12 protein-coding genes and 2 pseudogenes are annotated in these 20,313 nt (G+C 60.4%); 7 read left to right on the top strand and 7 right to left on the bottom strand.

What is annotated here, in order from left to right; all coding sequences use genetic code 11:
• Nucleotides 1-17 precede the first annotated feature (17 nt).
• Both xrtD and DKT70_RS15755 read right to left on the bottom strand, forming a co-directional pair.
• On the bottom strand, nt 18-1,619 hold the full coding sequence (gene xrtD, locus DKT70_RS15760; RefSeq protein ID WP_111560038.1) for a VPLPA-CTERM-specific exosortase XrtD: 1,602 nt from the start codon (nt 1,617-1,619) through the stop codon (nt 18-20).
• A 197-nt stretch (nt 1,620-1,816) separates the two neighbouring features.
• Nucleotides 1,817-2,407 (bottom strand): VPLPA-CTERM sorting domain-containing protein, encoded by a 591-nt coding sequence (locus DKT70_RS15755; RefSeq protein ID WP_111560037.1) that lies wholly within the window; start codon nt 2,405-2,407, stop codon nt 1,817-1,819.
• Between the two features lie 332 nt (nt 2,408-2,739).
• On the opposite strand from DKT70_RS15755, the gene DKT70_RS15750 reads away from it, so the two are divergent.
• The 6 genes from DKT70_RS15750 (at nt 2,740) to DKT70_RS15725 (ending at nt 11,712) form a co-directional block, all read left to right on the top strand.
• Nucleotides 2,740-3,684 carry a glycosyltransferase gene (locus DKT70_RS15750; RefSeq protein WP_111560036.1) on the top strand — a complete coding sequence of 315 codons (945 nt, stop codon included), beginning with the start codon at nt 2,740-2,742 and terminating at the stop codon, nt 3,682-3,684.
• Between the two features lie 71 nt (nt 3,685-3,755).
• Nucleotides 3,756-4,451 (top strand): phosphatase PAP2 family protein, encoded by a 696-nt coding sequence (locus DKT70_RS15745; RefSeq protein WP_111560035.1) that lies wholly within the window; start codon nt 3,756-3,758, stop codon nt 4,449-4,451.
• Between the two features lie 90 nt (nt 4,452-4,541).
• On the top strand, nt 4,542-7,163 hold the full coding sequence (locus DKT70_RS15740; RefSeq protein WP_111560034.1) for an AMP-binding protein: 2,622 nt from the start codon (nt 4,542-4,544) through the stop codon (nt 7,161-7,163).
• Nucleotides 7,164-7,316: 153 nt separating this feature from the next.
• The gene (locus DKT70_RS15735; RefSeq protein WP_111560033.1) at nt 7,317-7,577 is read left to right on the top strand and encodes a spike base protein, RCAP_Rcc01079 family; all 261 of its coding nucleotides are present in this window, start codon (nt 7,317-7,319) and stop codon (nt 7,575-7,577) included.
• A gap of 44 nt (nt 7,578-7,621) precedes the next feature.
• Nucleotides 7,622-8,926: a hypothetical protein gene (locus DKT70_RS15730; RefSeq protein ID WP_111560032.1), complete on the top strand. Its 1,305-nt coding sequence runs from the start codon at nt 7,622-7,624 to the stop codon at nt 8,924-8,926.
• Nucleotides 8,926-11,712, top strand: a complete 2,787-nt coding sequence (locus tag DKT70_RS15725; RefSeq protein WP_111560031.1) for a hypothetical protein — start codon at nt 8,926-8,928, stop codon at nt 11,710-11,712. Before DKT70_RS15730 ends, DKT70_RS15725 begins: the two co-directional genes overlap by 1 nt.
• On the opposite strand, the gene DKT70_RS15720 is transcribed toward DKT70_RS15725, so the two are convergent.
• From DKT70_RS15720 to DKT70_RS18450, 3 genes and pseudogenes are all read right to left on the bottom strand, one after another.
• Nucleotides 11,705-12,442, bottom strand: a complete 738-nt coding sequence (locus DKT70_RS15720) for a hypothetical protein (RefSeq protein WP_146612657.1) — start codon at nt 12,440-12,442, stop codon at nt 11,705-11,707. The genes DKT70_RS15725 and DKT70_RS15720 overlap by 8 nt on opposite strands.
• Before the next feature lie 19 nt (nt 12,443-12,461).
• Nucleotides 12,462-13,146 (bottom strand): annotated as a pseudogene (locus DKT70_RS15715) (transposase).
• Nucleotides 13,147-13,671: 525 nt separating this feature from the next.
• Nucleotides 13,672-14,786, bottom strand: a pseudogene (locus tag DKT70_RS18450) (IS3 family transposase); the annotation flags it as partial.
• Between the two features lie 882 nt (nt 14,787-15,668).
• Between DKT70_RS18450 and DKT70_RS15690 the strand changes: the two are divergent.
• Nucleotides 15,669-16,541: a polysaccharide pyruvyl transferase family protein gene (locus DKT70_RS15690; RefSeq protein ID WP_233490619.1), complete on the top strand. Its 873-nt coding sequence runs from the start codon at nt 15,669-15,671 to the stop codon at nt 16,539-16,541.
• Nucleotides 16,542-16,596: 55 nt separating this feature from the next.
• Here DKT70_RS15690 and DKT70_RS15685 read toward each other — a convergent pair whose 3' ends face one another.
• On the bottom strand, nt 16,597-19,563 hold the full coding sequence (locus tag DKT70_RS15685) for a right-handed parallel beta-helix repeat-containing protein (protein ID WP_158530089.1): 2,967 nt from the start codon (nt 19,561-19,563) through the stop codon (nt 16,597-16,599).
• A gap of 506 nt (nt 19,564-20,069) precedes the next feature.
• Nucleotides 20,070-20,313, bottom strand: a 244-nt coding sequence (locus DKT70_RS18445) for a hypothetical protein (protein ID WP_233490618.1), incomplete at its 5' end; no start/stop codon positions are given.

Here is a 20,313-nt window from a genome sequence, read left to right as displayed (position 1 = left end):
GGCGGTCTCGGCGGGGCTCAGCTTTCGGGGATGAAGCGGGGCAGGACGCCCACGACGTTGCGCGTCATCTCCATCAGGCGGGCCTCGGCCTGCTCTTCGGATTCACCGCGCGCCATGGGCGTGGTCAGGCGGACGATGCCGCCATCGGTCTGACCGCGGCGGATGCCGTCCAGCAGCAGATTGAATTTGGCCGCGATGTCCCACGCCACCCGACGCTCGCCTTGCTGGAACCAGTAATAGACCATCATCCGGGACTCGCCGCGCTGGATGATGGCGCGGTTCAGTGGGAACGTCCCCTCGACTCCCAGATTCTTGGCGATGTCAATGCGGTCCAGCTTGGCGATTTCCCAGCCTGCGGAGGGCAGGCAGATTTCAGGGGAGTGAACGCCGCCCCGGGTCTGGTCATGATAGAAGGCGCTGAAGAACCCGACGGCCGGCGTGTCGTTATTGCGAACAAAAGTCGCTTGGCGATAGTCGTCGGCACCAAGCGTGCGTTCCACATCGACGGTCAGCCGTTCCTCCGGGCCGTATTGCTGCCATGCCCCGAATTCCCGTGGAAAGAGAGCAAAGCTGGTTCGCGCCACAGGGCCGCCCTGTTCGGGATGGGCAATCTGCCAGACGCCTAGGGCCGCCACGCCCATCAACGCTGCCACAACCAACGCCCGCGTGGCCTGCACCGCGCGCAGCCCATTCAACTGGGTCATCATGCCCGACATGTCCAGATCCAGCGCATCGGCCAGCCCCGGCCGGTCCGGATGCAGCAGCAGCATCAGCCGCGCCAAGCCGAACAGCATTAGGATACAGATGATGAAGACCACCCAGCCCTCGAAGAAATGGGTGAAGCCCTCCAACCACTCCACTCCATAGATGTTGGCGATGATCCCCGCGACCGCGATACGGACCGAGTTCATCAGCACCGTGATGGGAACCGCGGCCAGCAGCAGGACTGCCTTGTGCCAGTTCGGCCCGCGATAGAGCACCGCGAAGACATAGGAGAAGGACATGATCGGGAAAAGGTAGCGCAGGCCCGAACAGGCTTCGGCCACATGCAGGCGCATCACGCCCAGATCGATGATGTTTCCTTCCAGGAAGACCGGGACCGACAGGATCTTGAGGATGCCGACTCCGATTTCGGAGGACACCATCTGCAGCCAAATCGACACCTTGTAGTAGATCGTCGCGGGCAGCGGCAGCATGTAGACCAGATGCAGGACTGAGGGCCAGAACTTGCGTCCCCGCGACCAGCCGAAGGACACCAGGACCATGCCCGCGACCCAGATGATCGTGGCATAGGCCACGATGTCGTCGATCCGCGCCAGCTTGCCCAGGGCGCCGATCAGGAAGGCCGTGCCGATGACGACCAGTCCGGGCCAGCGGTTTGGCACCACGCCATGCTGCGGCGGATACTGCTTCATCTCGCGCAGGAACATGATGGCCGACAGGACCGGGATCAGGGGACCGTGACTGTATTCCGGGGTTTGCCAAGCCAGAAGCAGCGCATCCAGCCCATCAATGAAGAACCATCCCGCCGTGATCGTCGCGACCGCCAGCCAGAACAGGCCGAACCCGTTGATCGAGGCCTGATCCCGAAAGAAGGAACTGTCTTCGCTGGAGGCCATGGCCCGATCACCCTTTGCACTGACCCTGAGAATGGGCCGTTCTTTTCAGAACCCCATAACGCATTTTAACGGTCTTGTTGACCGCAGATGCAGGAATCTGTTTCAATTTTTGCTGTTCAAGACATGTGCCGCGGCAGGGCATCGGCAAAAAAGAAGGCCCGCCAAGCGGCGGGCCCCGTCTTGCAATGTCAACCGTCTCAGGCGACTTTCTTGCGGCGGCGCAGAGCAGCCAGACCACCCAGACCACCCAGAAGCATCAGGCCTGCGGCCGGCAGCGGAACCGGAGCAACCGAGATCTGCGCGACATCATAGCCGTCGAACGAGGTGGTGTTCGGGAACTCGGACTTGGTTACGTCGACCAGACGCAGCTGCCGGAAAGGCATGTTGGCCACCACCGAATTGCCGCCAACGGCGTTGGTGATGCGGCCCAGCAGGCTTTCGTTGCCGTCACCATCGACCGCGAAAACATCAGCGGCCTCGTCATGGCCGACCATACGGTTGAAAGTGACCTCGAAGACCGAGATGGCGCCCGGCATGATGTCGCCCACGATCTGCGAGAAGCTGACCAGCAGAGAGCCGCCCAGACCTAGAGCATAGAACGTGCTGCTATCGCCGTCGACAGCATTGGCCGAGTTCTGGCGGTCTTCATCGGTGCAGGCGCGAACCGTTGATGTGCATTCGCCGTAGCTGACATCTTCAATCGTGTCGGCAAAATAGGTTGCTGCGTTGGCGCCCGCGGCGGAGGCAACCAAGGCGGCACTGGCAAGGAGGGTCTTCAAAGCAGTCATGTTACACCTTTTACTCGTAATCGGCCCACGCCGAATTCCAATAAAATTTTAGCTTTTTGCCTATGCCGCAACAAGGCGTAAAAGCGATATTTTAAAAAAAGTTAACCCAAATCGATGAAATTTCCGGAATAAATGGTTAATGAATTCAACCTATAATTGTTTTATATAGAGGGCTGCACTTTTCTAGTGACTGAACTAAGTCCGCACCCCCTCCGCCCTCTGTCTTTGGGCGCAAATGAGACCGGAAAAAGGAAGCGTATCGCCCTGCCTTGCGATTCGGAGCGTCAGGGCGCAATGTCCAATCTCAACCCTCCCTGTATGAAACGGTCTCCATGTCCTCTGAGCCTTCCGCGTCTCGCGATTATCTTCTTGTCTCTCCTTGCAGGAACGAGGCGGACTACATGCGCCGGACGCTGGACAGCGTCCTGGGCCAAAGCGTACCGCCCGCCCGATGGGTGATCGTCGACGACGGCTCGACCGACGGGACGTCGCAAATCCTGGCCGATTACGCTGCCCGCTATCCGATCATCCAGGTCGTATCCAAACCTGACCGGGGCCACCGGGCCGTTGGTCCCGGCGTTATTGAGGCATTTTACCATGGATTGGATCAGGTCGAGTTGGCCGACTATCCCTATCTGTGCAAGCTGGACTTGGATCTGGATCTGCCGCCCCGCTATTTCGAGATCTTGATGGAGCGAATGGAGGACAATCCTCGCATCGGCAGCTGTTCGGGCAAGCCTTGGTTCCGCTCTGCCTCGGGAAGCTGGATCTCGGAGAAATGCGGCGACGAGATGTCCGTCGGCATGACCAAATTCTATCGCCGCACCTGCTTCGAACAGATCGGCGGCTTCGTGCGTGAGGTCATGTGGGATGCGATCGATTGCCACAAGGCGCGCCAGATGGGCTGGGTCGTGGTCAGCTGGAATGATGAGGAATTGCGGTTCGAACATCTGCGGCCGATGGGCTCTAGCCAGAAAAGTGTCTTCACCGGCCGGCGCAGGCATGGTTTCGGACAATATTACATGGGGTCGGACCCGGCCTATTTCATCGCGACCGGGCTCTATCGTATGGCGCATCCGCCCTATATCCTGGGCGGTCTTGCGACCATTCAAGGATATCTGGGAGCGCTGTTGCGCGGCGATAAGCAGCATGAAGATGCCGAGCTACGCCGCTTCATCCGCGATTATCAGCGCCGCGCTCTGAAGGTTGGCAAATCCCGCGCCGTCGCTGAAATCGAGGCGCGGCAGGCCGCAATGCATCGTCCGCCGCAACCCTGACGTGGCATACCGCCTTGATTGTAACGGGAATGTGACATAGCAGTATCCCGCAATCAATTCGGGACAGCGTCATGAATCAATTTGATGCCACCGTCATGGCCTGGACGAATTCCTTCGCCGCGAAATCCTCGGTGTTCGATTGGTTCATGGCCCTGGTGCAGGGCAATGCGGTCATCAAGGGCGCCCCCCTCGCGATGGCCTTTTTCTATCTATGGTTCCTGCCGGGTCAGGACAGGTCCTTTAGCCGGTCTAGGCTTCTGGCGCTGATGGTCGTCTCGGTCATCTCGATATTTGCGGGTCGCGTTTTGGCGATACTGCTTCCCTATCGGCTCCGGCCGCTGCACGCCGAGGGTCTGGACCTTCAGTTGCCGATCTCGGTCACGCGCGCCGCGCTGGACGGTTGGTCCTCTTTTCCAAGCGATCATGCGGTCTTTTACGCCAGCCTGGTCGTCGGCTTCTGGATGATCAACCGCTCGGTCGGGATGCTGATGGCGCTGCACGCGCTGATCGTGATCGGCTTTGCGCGGGTCTATATGCTTTTCCATTACCCGACCGACATCCTTGCCGGCGCCCTCGTGGGCGGGGGGATCAGCCTGATCCTGCTGCCGGGCCTGGCGGCCCTCTTGCGCCGCGCGCAGGCGGACTGGATCATCGAGAACTATCCCCAATATGCCTATCCGCTGATCTTCCTGATGCTGATGCAGATGGCCACGATGTTCAACAGCGCACGCGACCTGGTCAAGGCCATGGTTTCACTGGTGACCTGAGCCCCAACTGCGGGCAGGACGACATTGCGGTATTGAAGCCCATCGCCTTGCCGGGGCACAGTGCGGCTGCGCATTCACAGCAGAGACCCCATGCCCTCCATCACATCCCCCATTCTGGCTCTGTCCGCAGAGAATAGCCTGACTTTTCTGGACCACGTCTTCGCCTGCTGGGCCGAGGGCCGGGTCTTTGCGATCATGCGCGACCCGCAGGCGCTGGAGGGGCGGGGCCTCAACGTCCAGCCCGCCAAATTGCCCGAAGGGCCCGCCAAGCTGGGCTGGGCGCGGATGAGCCATCGGCCCGACCTGTCGGACAGGCCGGCACAGATCACCTTCAGCTCGGGGACCGAAGGGCGTCCCAAGGCCATCGTGATCAGCCATCGCAACCTCGCGGACGTGGTCGCGCGGCTGAACGACGCGATGCAAGTCACCGAAGAGATCCGCGAATATATCGGCGTGCCAGTCACCTATTCCTTTGGCTTGGGCCGGGCGCGTGCGGTGGCCGCGGCGGGCGGCGCCTTCTTTCTGCCCGAACGGTTTGATCCCACCCAGATCCGCGAGATGCTGGAGCGCGATGAGATCAACGCGATCTCTGCCGTTCCCAGCCTGTGGCGCCTGATCCTGGCAAACCCCCAAGTGATCGGCGCGGCGGGCGGCAAGGTGCGCTGGATTGAGATCGGCAGCCAGTTTATGTCCGCCGAGGATAAGGAGGCCATGCGCACCCTGTTCCCGCGCGCCCGGATCATCCAGCATTACGGCCTGACCGAGGCGTCGCGCAGCACGTTCCTGGATGTCTCGGCCGCGCCCAAGGATCAGTTGGGCTCGGTCGGCACCGGCTATGGCCAGGTCGAGATCCGCATCACCGAGGAGGGCGCTATCGCCATTCGCGGCCCTCATGTGGCGCCGGGCCTTCTGGGCGAAGATGGCGCGCTGGTGCCATTGGCGGATGACCAGGGCTGGCTAATCACCCGCGACCGGGGAGAGATCCGCGAGGGTTTCCTGCATTATCTGGGCCGGCTGGACGACCAGATAAACGTGGCCGGGGTCAAGCTGGGCGCCGAGGCGATCGAGGCCGAGATCCGCGCCCTGCTGCCCGCCGCGGGCGAGGGCTTTGCCGTGGCGCCCTTGGCCGATGCCATGCGCGGCGAGGCGGTGCTGCTGGCGATCGAGGCGGGCCACAAGGATCAGGCACGGCTTATCGAGGAGGCGGCCCGTCTGGTTCTGGGTCGACGCGGCGTGCAGGTGGGGCAGGGGGCCGGTGCAGCGCTGAAGGTGTTGCAGCTGGACCGGCTGCCCCGGACCGCCACCGACAAGGTGCAGCGCCGCCGCCTGCCTGAGCTGTGGCAGGGTGACGATACTGCCCCTGGCCTGATGTTGGGTGCGGCCGATCCCGCCCCCACCGATCTGGATGCCTCGGAAGCGCGCATCGCGGATATCTGGGCGCAGGTTGTAGGCGCGGTCCGCTTTGCGCCCGAGGCGAGCTTTTACGATCTGGGTGGCGACTCGCTCAGCTCGGTGCAGATCGGGCTGGTCATGGAGGGCGCGGGCCTGCCGCGCGCCGCCGTCCGCGCCACGATGGAAGGGCGCAGCCTGCGCGAGGTCGCGGCCCTTCTTGAGGATGCAGAGCCCCGCGCCGCAGCACCCGCAGCCCTACCTGATGCGGCCCGGCGCAGCTGGTCAATTACCATGATGCGGGCGATCATGGCGCTGTCCGTGATCCTGTCGCATTGGGGGCCGGGCTTCTTCGGCAGGCTGGGGGTGGCGCAGCCGGCCGAGACGGCGTTGTCTTTCCTCTATCGCATGGGCACGCCCGGTTTTGCGGCAGTGTTTGGCATTGGCATCGGCTATTTCATGCTGCCCGATTACGCGACCAAGTCCGTATCCGTCCTGCGCCGCATGGGCAGTGCCTTCCGGCTGGTCCTGCTGGGCATGACGCTGCTGGCGGTGATCCGGCTGGCCAATCTGGTGGTGCGAGGCGACCCCGTTACCGGGTTGGAGATCGCGCATGCCTTTTATGGGGTGCTGGGATATTACGCGCTGATGCTGGGCACTGCGCGTTGGTGGCTGCCGCCCTTGGCGCGGCTGGCGCGGCCCATCCCCTGGCTACTGGCGGGACTGCCTGTCCTGTGGGTGCTGTGGCAGATCCTGCCGCCCTTGCTGCCCTCGGCCCAGATGCAGTCGGTCCTGGAATGGCCGCGGCTGATGCTGGTGGGCGGCTACAACGTCTTCAAGATGACGGCGGTGGCCTCGGCAGGGATGGCGGTCGGGGTCTGGCTGGCGGGGCAGCGCGACAGCGCCGCCGCGGCCCGCATTCTGATGCTGGGCGGCGGGCTCTGCGCCGTGCTGGTGGTGATGGCGCTGATCGAGGCGCAGGGCATCCACGTCTTCGACAACCGCGACAGCGCGGTCTTCACCTCGCTGCCGGGGCTGATCTTTTATGTAGCTTTCGCGGCCTGCGGCATCGGCCTGTTCCTGCGCCTACTGCTGTCCTGGGACAATCTGTCGGCTGCGCTGCGCCTACCCATGCAGGTGTTGCTGGTCACCGGCGGTCTGGCCCTGCCGATTTACGTGTTCCATGGCCTCGTGATTCCCGGACGCGACCTGATGGTCGATCTGGGTCTGGGCAGTGGTGTTGCGCTGCTGATCGCGGTGGGGCTGTTCTGCTTGGCGATACTGTATGGCGGCAAGCGCTTGTGGCGTATGTATTTTGGATGACGGTCCGGGGGCATGCGGCTCTGTTGCGCGCCCCCGCACGGACCCTGCGTACGCTAGGTTAAAGGTCCATTAAGCTGGTTTGACCCACATTTGGTGCTCCCCATACCACAGGCCGCTCCTGCGGAGGCAGCGGCCAGTCAAGGAGCTTGCCCCATGGATGATCGCTTCCAGCACCATCTTCCCGGACTTGAAAGCCCGGCGATGCGCCTAGAATCAGTTGTGCCCGATGACGATGCGGACCTGCCGATGGCCAGCCGCGCCATCGCCGTCGGCACGGAGGGCTTTGTCAATCTGACCACGATCGCTGGTACGACCGGCCGGGTTTTCATCGTTCCTGGGGCCCCCTTCCCGATTCGTGCCCAACGCATTCTGGCCACGGGCACCACCGCCGAACAGATCGTCTCTCTGGCATGATGCTGTCCCTTGGTGTGGCCATGAGGTCACGCCTTGGGCGCGCGTTGCCACAGAAACCTGCGCCCCAGGTCCCGATTTCGCTGTCAGTCGACAATGCCGATATTCCCGCAACCCGTGACAAGGACATTCTGACCGTCACATTGGCAGAGTATGCGGGAAGCTATGCCATCGATCCCGCAGCCTTGGCCCGTGGACCTATCTGCCTGGTCCCGCCGGCCCTTTCACAGGCTACCAGCGGTGCACCACTACGGGCCAAGCCGGGGCTGTGGGCATACGATCCCACGCTCGGGGCTCTGGCCATCCAGCGGCGGTGGCTGGCCGATGGGGAGGTCCTGGAGGGTCAGTCAGGCCTTGATCTGGCCTTCTTGGTCGATCTTGAAGGTTTTTCCATTCTTCACGGCGAGACCGCGTGGCAGGCCGCGATCCAGACCATGATCTCCAGCGAGGTCGTGACTTGGCCAATAACCGAGACCAATCAGCCTGATCCTGATCCTGAGCCTGAGCCTGAGCCTGAGCCTGAGCGGGAATGGATGGTCATGTCCGATCAGCGGGTTGTTCTGGACAATCTGACTGCGACGTCCGGGACGGTGACCTTCACCCTCACCGAGCCCGAGGCCTATGCGGGTACCCATGTCGTCGATAGCGTGCAGCTGGCCCTAGGTCCGGTCTGCGTCGTGCCCCCCGCGATCAGCGGTCCGGCCGTTGAAGGGGCGACCCTGACCGCCACGCCGGGCCTTTGGGTCAGCCAGTCCGAGCAGATGACCTGCCTTGGTGAATGGCGGCGCAACGATGCGGCCACGGGTGAGACAGGAACGACTTATGTTGTCGGCATCGCCCAGGGCACATCACACATGATCTATCACGAGACGGCGACCGATCCGTCAGGAACGCGCATGGCGGTCAGCAATTTCATCGAGGTCCAGGCCATCAATCCCACCACCTGGCACCGTCCTGTCTTCAAGGCAGGCCCGACCAATGGCGTAGGTGAAAGCTTGATCACCACGGATGCCAATGGCGACCTGATCGTGCAGACGCAGGTCGGCACGACCTCGAACCCGCGTGCCTATTTCGGTGTCGAGCCGGGCAAGACCTATGAACTGGAGACCGAGATCGCTTTTGGCGATGCGACGCGGATCGTCGGTCGGCTGTCCGATGCCACCGGGGCCAACAACGCCCTGAACGTTGCCGTTTTCGACATCTCCAAGGCGGCAGGGCAGACCCAGCTGAGCCGGCGCGATGTCTTCACGCCAACCGCCGGACGCGTTGCCATGCATTACATTTTCATCATGGGGGCAACCCCCCTGGCTAGCCGGATCTTGTCGGCGACCCGGGTCAAGGAGGTGCTCTGATGACCATGCATTTTCATAGCCCAATGCTGGCGGGCGCGGCCTTCACTTTGATGCACAAGGACCGTACGTTCACAGTCCGCGAATGGGGCATGCCACCCCGGGTTCGGATGCTGACGGCGTCTGCCGGGAGGATGAACGCGCTGGCTGATTTGGACTCGGTCGAGGGGCTGGAGGTTACGCCCCGCGCCGATGGAAAGGCCGGTCTGAACCTACTAAGCCACACGGATGGGGGGACCTATAGCGCGCGCATGCGCGACGGCAGTGAGGCCCAGCTGACCGTCGAACCCCGTCAGCAGAAGCGGGGCTTTGCCAGCGGCGTTCATTATTGGCTGCCGACAGGTCTGGATGGCCGGTTCATCTTCGAGCCCGGACAGCGCCATCGCAAGATCTATGTCTCGGGGGCGCCGAGCGCGCTGACCGTGGCGATGATCGCCGCAGAGGCGGGTGTGGCGACCAGCACAGTCACGGCCTCTTGGCTGCTTGCCCGGCCAGTCTATGGTGGCAGTCCGGAAAAGGCCGTCGCGATGAGCGTCTTCGAGACCCTGTTCGCGGCGCTTTATGGCGAGGGCAAGGACAGCCGTTCGGACTGGTTCCTATTCGAGCGAGGCTACACCTATTCCCGGGGTAATCATTGGCCCGGCTATATTCGTGGTGAGGATGAGCTGCACCCCATGCTGTTCGGAGCCTGGGGATCGGGTCCGCGGCCGTTTTTTTCAAGCGGCTTTGAATGGATCGGCCTGGGACCGCGCTACATGGCGATCCGCGATCTGGAGTTTCCGATCTTCCATCCTCGCCATGGCTATGGCGTGATCGCGGAGGGTTGCCGCATCTCTGGAGACAAGGAGAGCCAGTTCCGCGATCTCTACATGGTGACCTGGAAGGACACCATTCTGCGCAATGTCGCCAAGCTGACGCCGGGGGGCAACCCGGTCCGGACCTATTGGGACGGCAGCCAGGACCGCATAAGCGGGGCCTTTGGCGGCAGCGCCAAACATCTGATGATGTCGGGCGTCATCGTGGACATGTGCGGATGGGCAAAAGGCTATGACTATAACCGCAGCGCGGCTTTTCCTATGCCACCTTCGGACCGGAACCATGGCCTCTATCTGACCTTCTCCTGCCGCGACCTGACGCTGCGTGATACCGTCATTTCGCAGAACGCATCCTGCGGGACGCAGATCCGCTGCGGGGGCTATTACGAACGCCTTCTGGCGCTAGACAACAATCTCGCTCTGGCGATCCATTCGCGCACGGACGTCGGCCCAATCAACCAATTCGCCACCTTGGCCGACAGCGTCGTCTTCGGTGCCGCCCATAAGCGCGTCGTCAGCTTCCAAGGTGCATTGAACCAAGGCTTGGACGTCACAGGCTTCCAGACCACCCAGGTCGGCAACATCGTCGCCCATCGCGCCAACCCCGATGATCAAGCAGAGTACACCGCCCGAACCAACTACGAGCGGCCTGAATGGACGGGTGGGGCGCCCTACAGTTCGCCGGAGCGGTTCTATTTCAACGATACACAGGTCTGGGAATGGCGCGAGGACGCGAACGCCCAGCCCAGGAACGAGAACGTCGAAGGGCTGGACTTCAAGACCCTGCAAGAGACGACGATCCATCGCTATGCGGGCCTGAAGACGGGCAAACCCTGGGACAGCATTGATGCCTTCATTGACTGGCTCGAGGCGCAAGGCGACATCGCGATCGCGGTGCGCGAAACGATCGGATGGACCAAGAACAGGTTCGGTCGCCCCATCCCCCAACGGACGGCTCCGGCCGACCTGATCTTCCTGCCCGACGACCGGATGGACGGCTTCCGGTGGGACAACCGTCGCAACTGGATCACCGAGACGCTGCCGGGCACCCATGTCGCGGACACAGTCAATCTGGCCGGGAACATGGTCCGCTTCGGCACACTGACCAGCAACATTGCGGCGCTGACCTTCGGCGGCGGCACGCTGGATGTATCGTCTGGCCGCCTGACAGTCGGCACGGTACTGGACGCGGCGAAAGTCAGCATCCAAGCCAGTGGACAGATGATCTTGGGCGCATCCGGTGCGCCGCTTGCGATCGACGCCAAAGCCGGTCGGGTCGTGCTGGCAGGAGCCGCTGACAAGCTGCACATGACTGTTGAAGGGACCGCCCAAGCCTTGCTGGGTCCTGATGCTGTGGTCCCGGTCGGCAGCACGCTGCTACTGGACGGTCCGCGCGTGATGACGGGATGGGACGGCATGGGTACGGCCAGGCTGACGGTCTGCGGGCGTCTGGAGTTCGGTGCCGGGGCAACGGTCGAGGTGGGCGATGCGCTCTACAAGCAGCGTCTGGTCGATCCGGGCAGCCCGATCTTGGCCTCCGACAGTGGGCTGACGGGTTCGATGTCGGGTTTCGAGGAACGTCACCGCAGTTCCCTGAACCGTGTGCATCTCTATGACCTGTCGGCGCTTCCTGTCGTTGGTGAGAAGCTGACGGTAGGCTATACCGAATATGTGGCCGACGATGGGGATTACAACACGATGCAGACTGTAACCGTCGCCGGCATCTTGTCTCGAAGTCTGCCGCAACTGGCGCGCTTTCGCTCGGGAATGGTCGGAAACGGCTTGGTTGAGCCCACCGTCACCGCCGAGGTTGTTCTGGTGGCTGGGTCGGAGGTGGCGATCAAGGGTCGCGACCTGCTGCCCGCCGGCACCTATGATCTGACGGGCGCCGGGGTGACAGTAGTGAACCAGGGTGCCATCCTGCCGGCCGGCGCGGCCGTGATCGGTGGCAGGCTGCAGCTGACGATCAGCTGATCATGCGACGGCGCTTTCGCAGGAATGCGAAAGCGCCCAGACCCGCGGGCAACAGCAGGGCCGGCATCGGCACCGGAACCGGCGCCGGTTGTGTCACATCCAGTATAGTGAAATTGGCGAAACGGTTAGCATAGACAATCGTACCCCAGTTGAGCTCCAGCGTGCTGCCTCGGTATTCGGGGGTGAAAAGATAGGTCAACTGTTGACCGGCCTGCATGCCGAAGCTGACGCCTTCTAGTTCTCCCCAGTTCAGGACGTAGCCATCAGGCAATTGAAAGACCTCGGTCACCGTGCCACAGGTTAGGTGACTCAGCTGACATCCCTGCGTGCGACCACCATTGTCGAATTGATGAGCCTGCATCATTTCGCTTTCCGGCAGGACGATACTGGCGCGGAAGGTTGTGTGGTCGCCGACTTTCATACCTGGATCGAAAGTTGGCACTCCCCGTGGATCGTCATCGGCCAAAAAGCTGTCGAAGAATGTGTAATCTTCCGCGTCGGTCCGAATATAACCATCGGTATAAAAGGTCCCGTCATAGCGAAGAATCATCTCAATATTAACGATGGTGGCTGCATTGGATGCGGATGCCAGTCCGCATCCCGCCACCAGCAACAGACACAGGTGCTTAAAAAACATGGGAACCTCAAAAAAGCCAAACGCTCGAAGCAATTGCATTTTACGCAATCCACATCCCGTGTCGCGTTGAAACAAAAAAGAAAGTTCAACCATTAGATGTTTGCAATTTTTATCAATTGGTTATAAATTGGGTCACGGCTGATCGCCAATAGATGACGGTCACCGTGAGAGCAATGGCTGAGAGGAAGTCTGTTGGGCCGCTCTCGTGGAGGGCCGCCACACGTCACCAGACCTTGAGCCTACCGAGCATGATTTCGCTCCAGTTGCGCCGTTTTTAGCGGCGCTCGTTGTGTTCGACGGTTTTCTTCCATTGCTTGCGACCAAGGATGCAGGCGCATATCTTTTGGCCTTTTAACGCTTCGCGGAAACAATCGGCATCCGGCAGGTTGCTCCAGCAATGTTTGCGCACCGATATCATTGCTTAGCTGACTCGCCGTGACGAACAGGTTCAGGGGCCAACCTTTGCTATTGCAGATGGCGTGCAGCTTGTTGTTCATGCCGCCCGTTCTCGCGGCATATAGTCCTCGGACTGTACCCTGATCCTCGAACTGCGGGCGACCAGACCGGCCATCATCCGGGCAAAGACGCCCTTGTCGCTTCATCGCGTCCAGCGGTTATCAAGCATCTTGTGCGGGCCGTATGCACCCGGCGCCTCGCGTTATCTTAAACCGTTGCGATTGACGAAGCTAACACTACTCAACACACGCTAGTCATCGATGCGGGGTTTGCCTTGGGACTGCGGAATAAGGCTTCAAGACGCGCATCTGCTCGTCAGCAAGCCGGAAAAGTTCAGACATGTTTACCGCTCGTTTTTCGAACGTTGCATTACGCTACTGTGTGGGAACCAATAAGCCGTGCCCCTTCTGCATCTGAGTTTTGCTCAATTAACTTGGACTTACCCGCGATCGAGATGCGGTCGTTAGCTTTGAGTCGTCCGGCGAACAATAATGACAGCTCTGGGAAACGCTTGAGGCGGAAAGCGTCTTCGCCCGACAAGTGCCGCTCCCTTCAGGTGAGGGCATTCGCACGAAGCCGGGGCACACGCGCACACACCGACCGAATTGATACAAAATTTATTGCCTGCTTTGCTTCTTTTCGACCCAATGCAGGTTGTTCTCGCCCCATAGAAAAGCTGAGATTACTTAGAACTTTGCACTCTAAGTGGGCCCAGATCGTCGAGATGCGGACCCATCTGTCCGGCCAGCTCCGTGCGTATCAGAAGTTTGGCAACGACGGGCGATCTGAGGTGCTCCCCCTTCTTTGGACAGGATCTGGCGCTTTTTAAGCTCTGATCTGCTCTGCTGATCGGGTTGCGTTGCTTCTACTGTCAGTGAGTAGACCACTGCCGGCGGTCGGCCGCCAAGGACCTTGTGCGGTCGGCGGTGATTGTAGAACTCCATCCATGTCCGGACACCCGCACGGGCCTGTGACCCGGTCTCCCAGGCATGCAGATAGACGCACTCGTATCTCAGCGTCCGCCACAGCCGTTCAATGAAGATGTTGTTCAAGTAGCGACCCTTGCCGTCCATCGAGATGCGGATCCCGGACTGGCGCAGGCGGTCGGTTCAGGCAAACGACGTGAACTGGGACCCCTGATCGCTGTTCATGATGTCCGGCGGTCCGAACCGATAGATGGTCTCGTTCAGTGCCTCAACGCAGAATTCGGTGTCCAGCGTGTTGGAGATCCGCCACGACAGAACCAACCGGGTATGCCAATCCATGATCGCCACTAAGTAGAGGAACCCGCGACGCATCGGCAGATAGGTGATGTCCACATACATAAACCTGATTTGGCCGGTCCACACGCAGGCCGCGCAGCAGATAGGGGTAAGTCTTGTGTCCCTTTATCGGCCGGCTGGTATTGGGCTTCTGGTAGATTGGCATCAGACCCATAAGGCGCATGAGCCGACGGACACGCTTCTCGTTCACCTCGTGGCCCTCGTTGCGCAGGTGCCACATCATCTGACGAACGCCGAAGAACGGCGTGTCGAGGAACTGCACATTGATCAACTGGATTAGCGAAAGGTTCCGCCCTGCCTCACCCTGCGGGGTGTAGTAGAACGATGAGCGCGGGATCGATAGCAGGGTACACTGCTGACCGATCGACAAGTCTGGATGGTCAGGCTCGATCATGCCCCACCTCACTTGCCGCCCCAAGGCTTCAGCTTTCTTTCCAAAATGAGTTGGCCACCGCCAGTTCCCCGATCTTGGCATGCAGGTCCCTGACTTGGTCTTCGTCGATCATCGGTGCCTTCAGGCCGCCGCGCTCGAAAACACCGGACGCGCCATCCAGCAGAGCGCGTTTTCACTGATTGATCATCGTCGGATGCACGCCGAACCGGCTCGCCAACTCCGACACCGTCGCCTCGGCTTTCAGCGCCTCCAGCGCCACCTTCGTCTTAAACTCAGGGGCGTACTGCTTTTGTTTTGATATCATCGATCTCCTTCGTGATAAAAATCAGCTGACAGCAAAGCGGAGCTTACGTCAGTGTCCAGTTTCCGGGGGGCACCTCAGTTCGACAGCGTCGATACGGACCCTGAAGGAACGCCCCGCCTGGCTGATCAGGAAGCTGCAAGACAGGATCAGGGCCGCCATATCCAGCAACGAAGTGCTGGCAGAAACCTCTGGTCTTCCGCGCTCCATCTCCCGGGATCGGTCCCGTTGCAAGCACGATTCTGATCGCAGAAATGCTTGAGCTTGGTGCCATTACCAGCGCACAGGCCACAACTCTCGCGGGACACGCCCCAAGGCGGATGACAGTGGAACCTTGCGCGGAAGGCAGGTCGTTGCCGTGCTCTGGGGCAAATGATGTTCCAGCCTGCCTTGGTTATGGCGCATCAAAACCTAGCCATGACCTTCTTTGCGGATCGTTTGCGAAAAGCAGGGAACACGCACAAGGTTATCATGACGGCGGTCGCCCGGAAGTTGATCAACCCGAATAACGCCCTGTGTAGAAGTTGTCAGAAATGGACGCCTTCGACCCCGTGAAGGATACAGTTGCTTGAGGCGGGCATAAGACTTTGCGGGAAAAATGCCAATTCGCTTTCGTCATCTTAGAAAAGAAACTGCTCACCAAGATATGGCTTGTCCCTTTCACAAGTCATGCTTGCATTATCCCTGCTTTGATGGCGTGCCCTTACCGGGGCGGTCAGGCGAAATCTTGCCTGCTGGACGCGATATGGCGCGCAGGTTTCGACCATGCCTTGCGGTGGCCGTCATGCTATCTATGGTCGCGCCGATCCCGATGGGGACAGCTTTAAGCCATTCATTCCAAAAGCCCTTTGCACGCCTTTTACAACCACCACCTACGAGGGCTTCATGCACGCCGACACAACATCGCTGGATGTCTACAAAATGCGTTTCCCCTCGCGTTGGGAAAAGCTGCTGCAACGCGGGGGGCTGTCGAACGATCGCAACCTGCTGTGGAGCTGGTACGAGCCGCGCAATTTCGGAGACTGGATCGGCCCCTACCTTTTCGCCAAGATGACAGGCAGCCTACCCCTGCATTGCAAGCCTCGGCCCGGCCAGCGGTCGCTGGCGCAAAGCACGGCGGGCGTGGGCAGCATCCTGCGCCATATCCACGTGGCCGATCGCGTTACGGTCTGGGGCAGCGGCATCATCTCCTGCACGGATCGGTTCGCGCGCCCGCGACGGGTGCTGGCCGTTCGCGGACCGCGTACCCGTGCCCGCCTGGCCGAACTGGGCTATCCGCTGACCGATGTCTTCGGGGATCCAGGGCTGTTGATGCCACTGTTTTACACCCCGTCTGTCCGGCAAGATCGGGCGGAGTTGGGGATCATTCCTCATTACCTGCACTTGGACGCGGTCCGTGCCCAGTTCGCCGACCGTCCCGAAATCCGCGTCATCGACGTGACCGGACATATCGAACAGGTCATCGATGATATCGCCGCCTGCCGGCATGTTCTGTCGTCATCGCTGCACGGCCTGATCATGGCCGATGCCTATGGAATTCCCTGCCGGTGGATGGCTACGCAGGCCTCCGCCCATGGCGATGACATTAAATACATCGATTATCTGGAATCGCTTGGCGTCTTCGACATCACGGGCCCGGTCGCCATCGCGGGAGACATGCCCCTGGACGAACTGGTCGGGCTGGCCGCGTGTCGGCCCGTCCCCGAGACCCGCAGCTTGGCGCAGGAGCTGCTGCAGGTCTGCCCCTTCCGTCGCTGAGCCGGAGGGCGGCGCCGCCTGCGCAAGGCGCAACCTTGCGAGACGGCGCAGGGTGTTACTGCAGCGGGTCGTCTATCGCCGGGCTGGCAGAGGAATAAAGCGCATCCCACAAATGTTCCAGCGCGGCATCGTCGGTATAGTCGACAAAGGCGGCATCGCCGCTGGTGATCATGCGCATATCACCGCTGCCCTTGCCTTGGGCGCCCAGGATCAGGGAAACCTCGTCGCGGACATAATCGATGCGCACCAGAGCGTCCTGACGGTCGCCTAGGCCGTCGATCTGCAAGTCGTCGAAGCTGCCCACCAGCTGGTCAACATCGATCAGCGTGGTGGTACCGGCCTTCTTCGCATCTTTCCAGTCCGACAGGTCGATGCTCAGCGTGCCATCCAGCCGTACGCCCGAGGTGACCTGGTTAGTCTCGCCCATAGCGCCCGAACGGAACTCGTTCAGGCTTCCCAGCCCGTCCTTCGTGGCCGCGAAGGACAGCATGGCGCCATCGGTCATGCGCAGAACCGCCGCGTCGTCGGTTGGGCCGTCAAAGCCCATCTTGGCGCGAGTGCCTTCGATCGACAGGCTGCTGCCGTCAATCAGGTCAAAGCTGCCGCCCGAACTTGCCAGGATGACCTGACCGTCATCGCCCAGAGCCACCTGCATCGCGCCGCCGACATCGCCGGCATTGGCAAAGCGGCCGCCCTGGATGTCCACGCTCAGCAGGTCACCGTCGCGATAGCCGTCGATCCAGACCTGGCCGGCATTGTCGATCTGCAACCGGTTGCCGCCGTCATTCACGGAGACGTCTCCATCGATGTTCAACCGACCGCTGGATACCTTCAGGCTGCCATTGTCGCCAAAGACGAAGTCATCCACCGTCGTGGTCATGGCCGAATACAGTACCCGATTACCGCCCAGATCGATGCTGTCGCCAGCCTGCGTGCCGGGCAGATCATCCGTGCTCCAGTTCAGGCGGTTGTCCCACCGCATGCCCTCGCCGCGATCGTCGGGCGAAAAGCGTAGCATGTCGGCACTGGCGCGCAGCTCGGTCGACAGGCCGAAGCCCTCACGGAAAAAGGCGTTGATCACGGCCGCATCGACAATGCCGTCAAGCTGTCCGTCCGCCTGCCCGCGCAGGTAATCGGCCAGATCGCTGATGGTGGCGTCGCTTTTTCCCAGGAAGTCGGCGGCGAAGTTCTGGATCGTCGTACGGTTCAGAACCTCAGTGTCCAAATAGCCGACATTGCTGTCTTGGGTATCTTCAAGCCCCTTTTCTCCGGTTGCCCAGTTGAAGATGATGGTGTCATCAACATAAGGATCCTTCTTATTCTCAAGGGCCTTCTGATTGGCTTTTTTCTCAAGTTGTTCTTGAAGATTGCCAGGGTCGGCAAGATGCGTGACGATATTTCCGATCAGGGATGAGAGATACCCGGAATTGTCGATGCCCATTGCCCTGGCACCTTCAAAATCCGCAACGGACTTATATCCTGCCGAAGTGACCACGTTATCAAGCAGCAGTGTATAATTTTTCTCGTCGAGGAAATTCAGAGCGGCATTGTTGTCGATAAACGAATTGCCCTCAATGAACCCGCCAGGCCTCACCTGTGCCCCGAAGGAGGCTCCTCTCAAAAAGATATTGTCGGAAACAGTGACATCTTGGTTGACTTGATGCACATAAAGGTTGTGATTGAAGTAGCTTGGGGGCATCGGATATTCCGTTGACATATTATAGTCATAACCCTCAGCCCATCCGTTCCGGTCGAATGTGTTGCCTCGGATGAGACCGCCCTCGACCCCTGCCAGATAAACTCCGCTAACCCGATCATTGGATGAATGCCAAGTATCACCGTCGCGCACCGATTCTTCGCGCGCCACATCGATGATCTGGGAGTTTTGGAGGGTGAGCCCATCAGTGCTTTTCAGATTCAACCCATTCTGGCTAAACGTCATTCCGTCAATTAGAATGTTTTCACCAGTCAGGACAGTGGCGCCACCGGTAATATCCAAGTTTTGGATAACGACATTACTGCTCTTGTTTTGGTATATCAGCAGTTCACTATCAACTTTCGGCGCGTTGCCGTCGCCATAGGCACCGATGTAAAGCGGGTGGAGCGGGCTTTCGCCCGAGGCACCGCGATTGACCAAGCGTCCCATGTCCTCGTACTCATAGCCGCGCTCCAGCAGCAGCCAGTTTGAACTGGGCGCCTCCCGGCGGTCCGTGGCCGTGTACCACAGGCTCATGCCGACATCGGTCGACAGGGCCCTGTCCGCGCTGGCGCCATATTCCGCGTGCTCGCGCAGCCAGTCGTCGGTGATTTGCTTGGTTTGCAGCCCTTCGGCCTCGGCGATGTCGGCCCGAGTCAGCCCGTGATCCCCACCAGTCACATAAACCTTGCGATGGTTATCGCCATGCTCGACCACAACCTCGCCGGACGGGGCCTGCTCCAACATGTAGAAATCACCCTGTCCCCAGCCTTTTGGCGCAAGGCCAGCCGTAACGTCGACGGCAGCATCGACGACCTTGGTCTCGCCATTGCCAAAGGTGATCTCGTACTGAAAAGTCACATCCTGCTTTTGGTTTGGGTCCTCACTCAGAACCAAGGCTAAGCTGTTGTTCTCGTTGACGCTCAGATGGCCATGTTGGGGGCCAGATAGAATCCTGATGCTATCGATCTGGTCCAGATCATCAGGTTCGAAAATGGTGACACGCCCCGCCATGGCAGACAATTCGATCTCGCCGGGTTCCAGAACAACGGGCGGCTCGGGCTGCGGTTCGGGCTCGGGCTGTGGTTGGGGCTCGGGCTGTGGTTCGGGCTCCGGTTGCGGCTCCGGGGTCTGGGTAAGGGACAGGACCGGTGCATCCCCATCCAGTCCCTGTTGCGCATAGAAATCGCGAAGGGTGGACGTCCCGGTCTGGTTCTGCCCCGCCACTTGGAAGGGGTTGGTGATCGTCGTCTGTTCCGGTCGGATGGATGGTTGAGCAGGCATGGCTAAGCTAGGCAATGTTATCAGAAGATCGCGCAGAAGCATGGAATGATGGTCCCTTGGACGAGAAGACGGCCTCATACCGTCCGCATGGTGTTTTGAAGGCTGCACTTAGCAGAGTTCGTTAACCAATAAAGCCGCTGCAGGGGCGGATCGGCGGATTGCTGCTTTTACATAGGGGAAACTTTGTCCGCCAAAGGGCGCTCAAAATCTGAGTTTCGGTGTCTGGCAAACGATGCGGCAGGACCGATTTTGGAAAAAGCTGGCACAAAACCAAAGCGTTTTCCAAAGCTTGTTAAATGGGGCCTGCCGTGCGCAGTCTGATGGATATGCGCGAACCCAGCCGAAGACTATTCCGGCCTGGCGCTAGATGTGGCTGACGCTTCTACTGCACCTCAGGCGCAGCCCTCGCGACGGCGCATCCAAGTTAAACCGTTCAAGTCGATCAACAGCATTGGCATGGCTGCTCACAAAGGAACCGGCACAGGCTGAACGGAATCAACGACCATCTGCCCGAAATCAGTGTAATCGTTGAAGAGCCCGTCCAGACACTAGGGCAGTAGCGAGGTCACCATCACAAAAGCCTCGTCCTCGCTCAGCGGGCGGAGCGTGTAAGCATGCATGATCAAGCTCAGGTCATGCGCTACGCAAATAAAAGTCTTGCTGATGTCCATCTCTGTGGCGACCTCGGCGGTGCTGGCTAGACTGAAAAAGCCATCCGAATCCACGACGCCATTGACCTGAGCCCCGCATTCTCCTCCGGTTTGAGATAGAATCCGCTTCAAACCGAGGAGA

This window comes from Paracoccus sediminilitoris (assembly GCF_003259195.1).
Lineage (GTDB): Bacteria > Pseudomonadota > Alphaproteobacteria > Rhodobacterales > Rhodobacteraceae > Paracoccus > Paracoccus sediminilitoris.
This window is presented reverse-complemented; position numbering and strand designations above follow the sequence as displayed.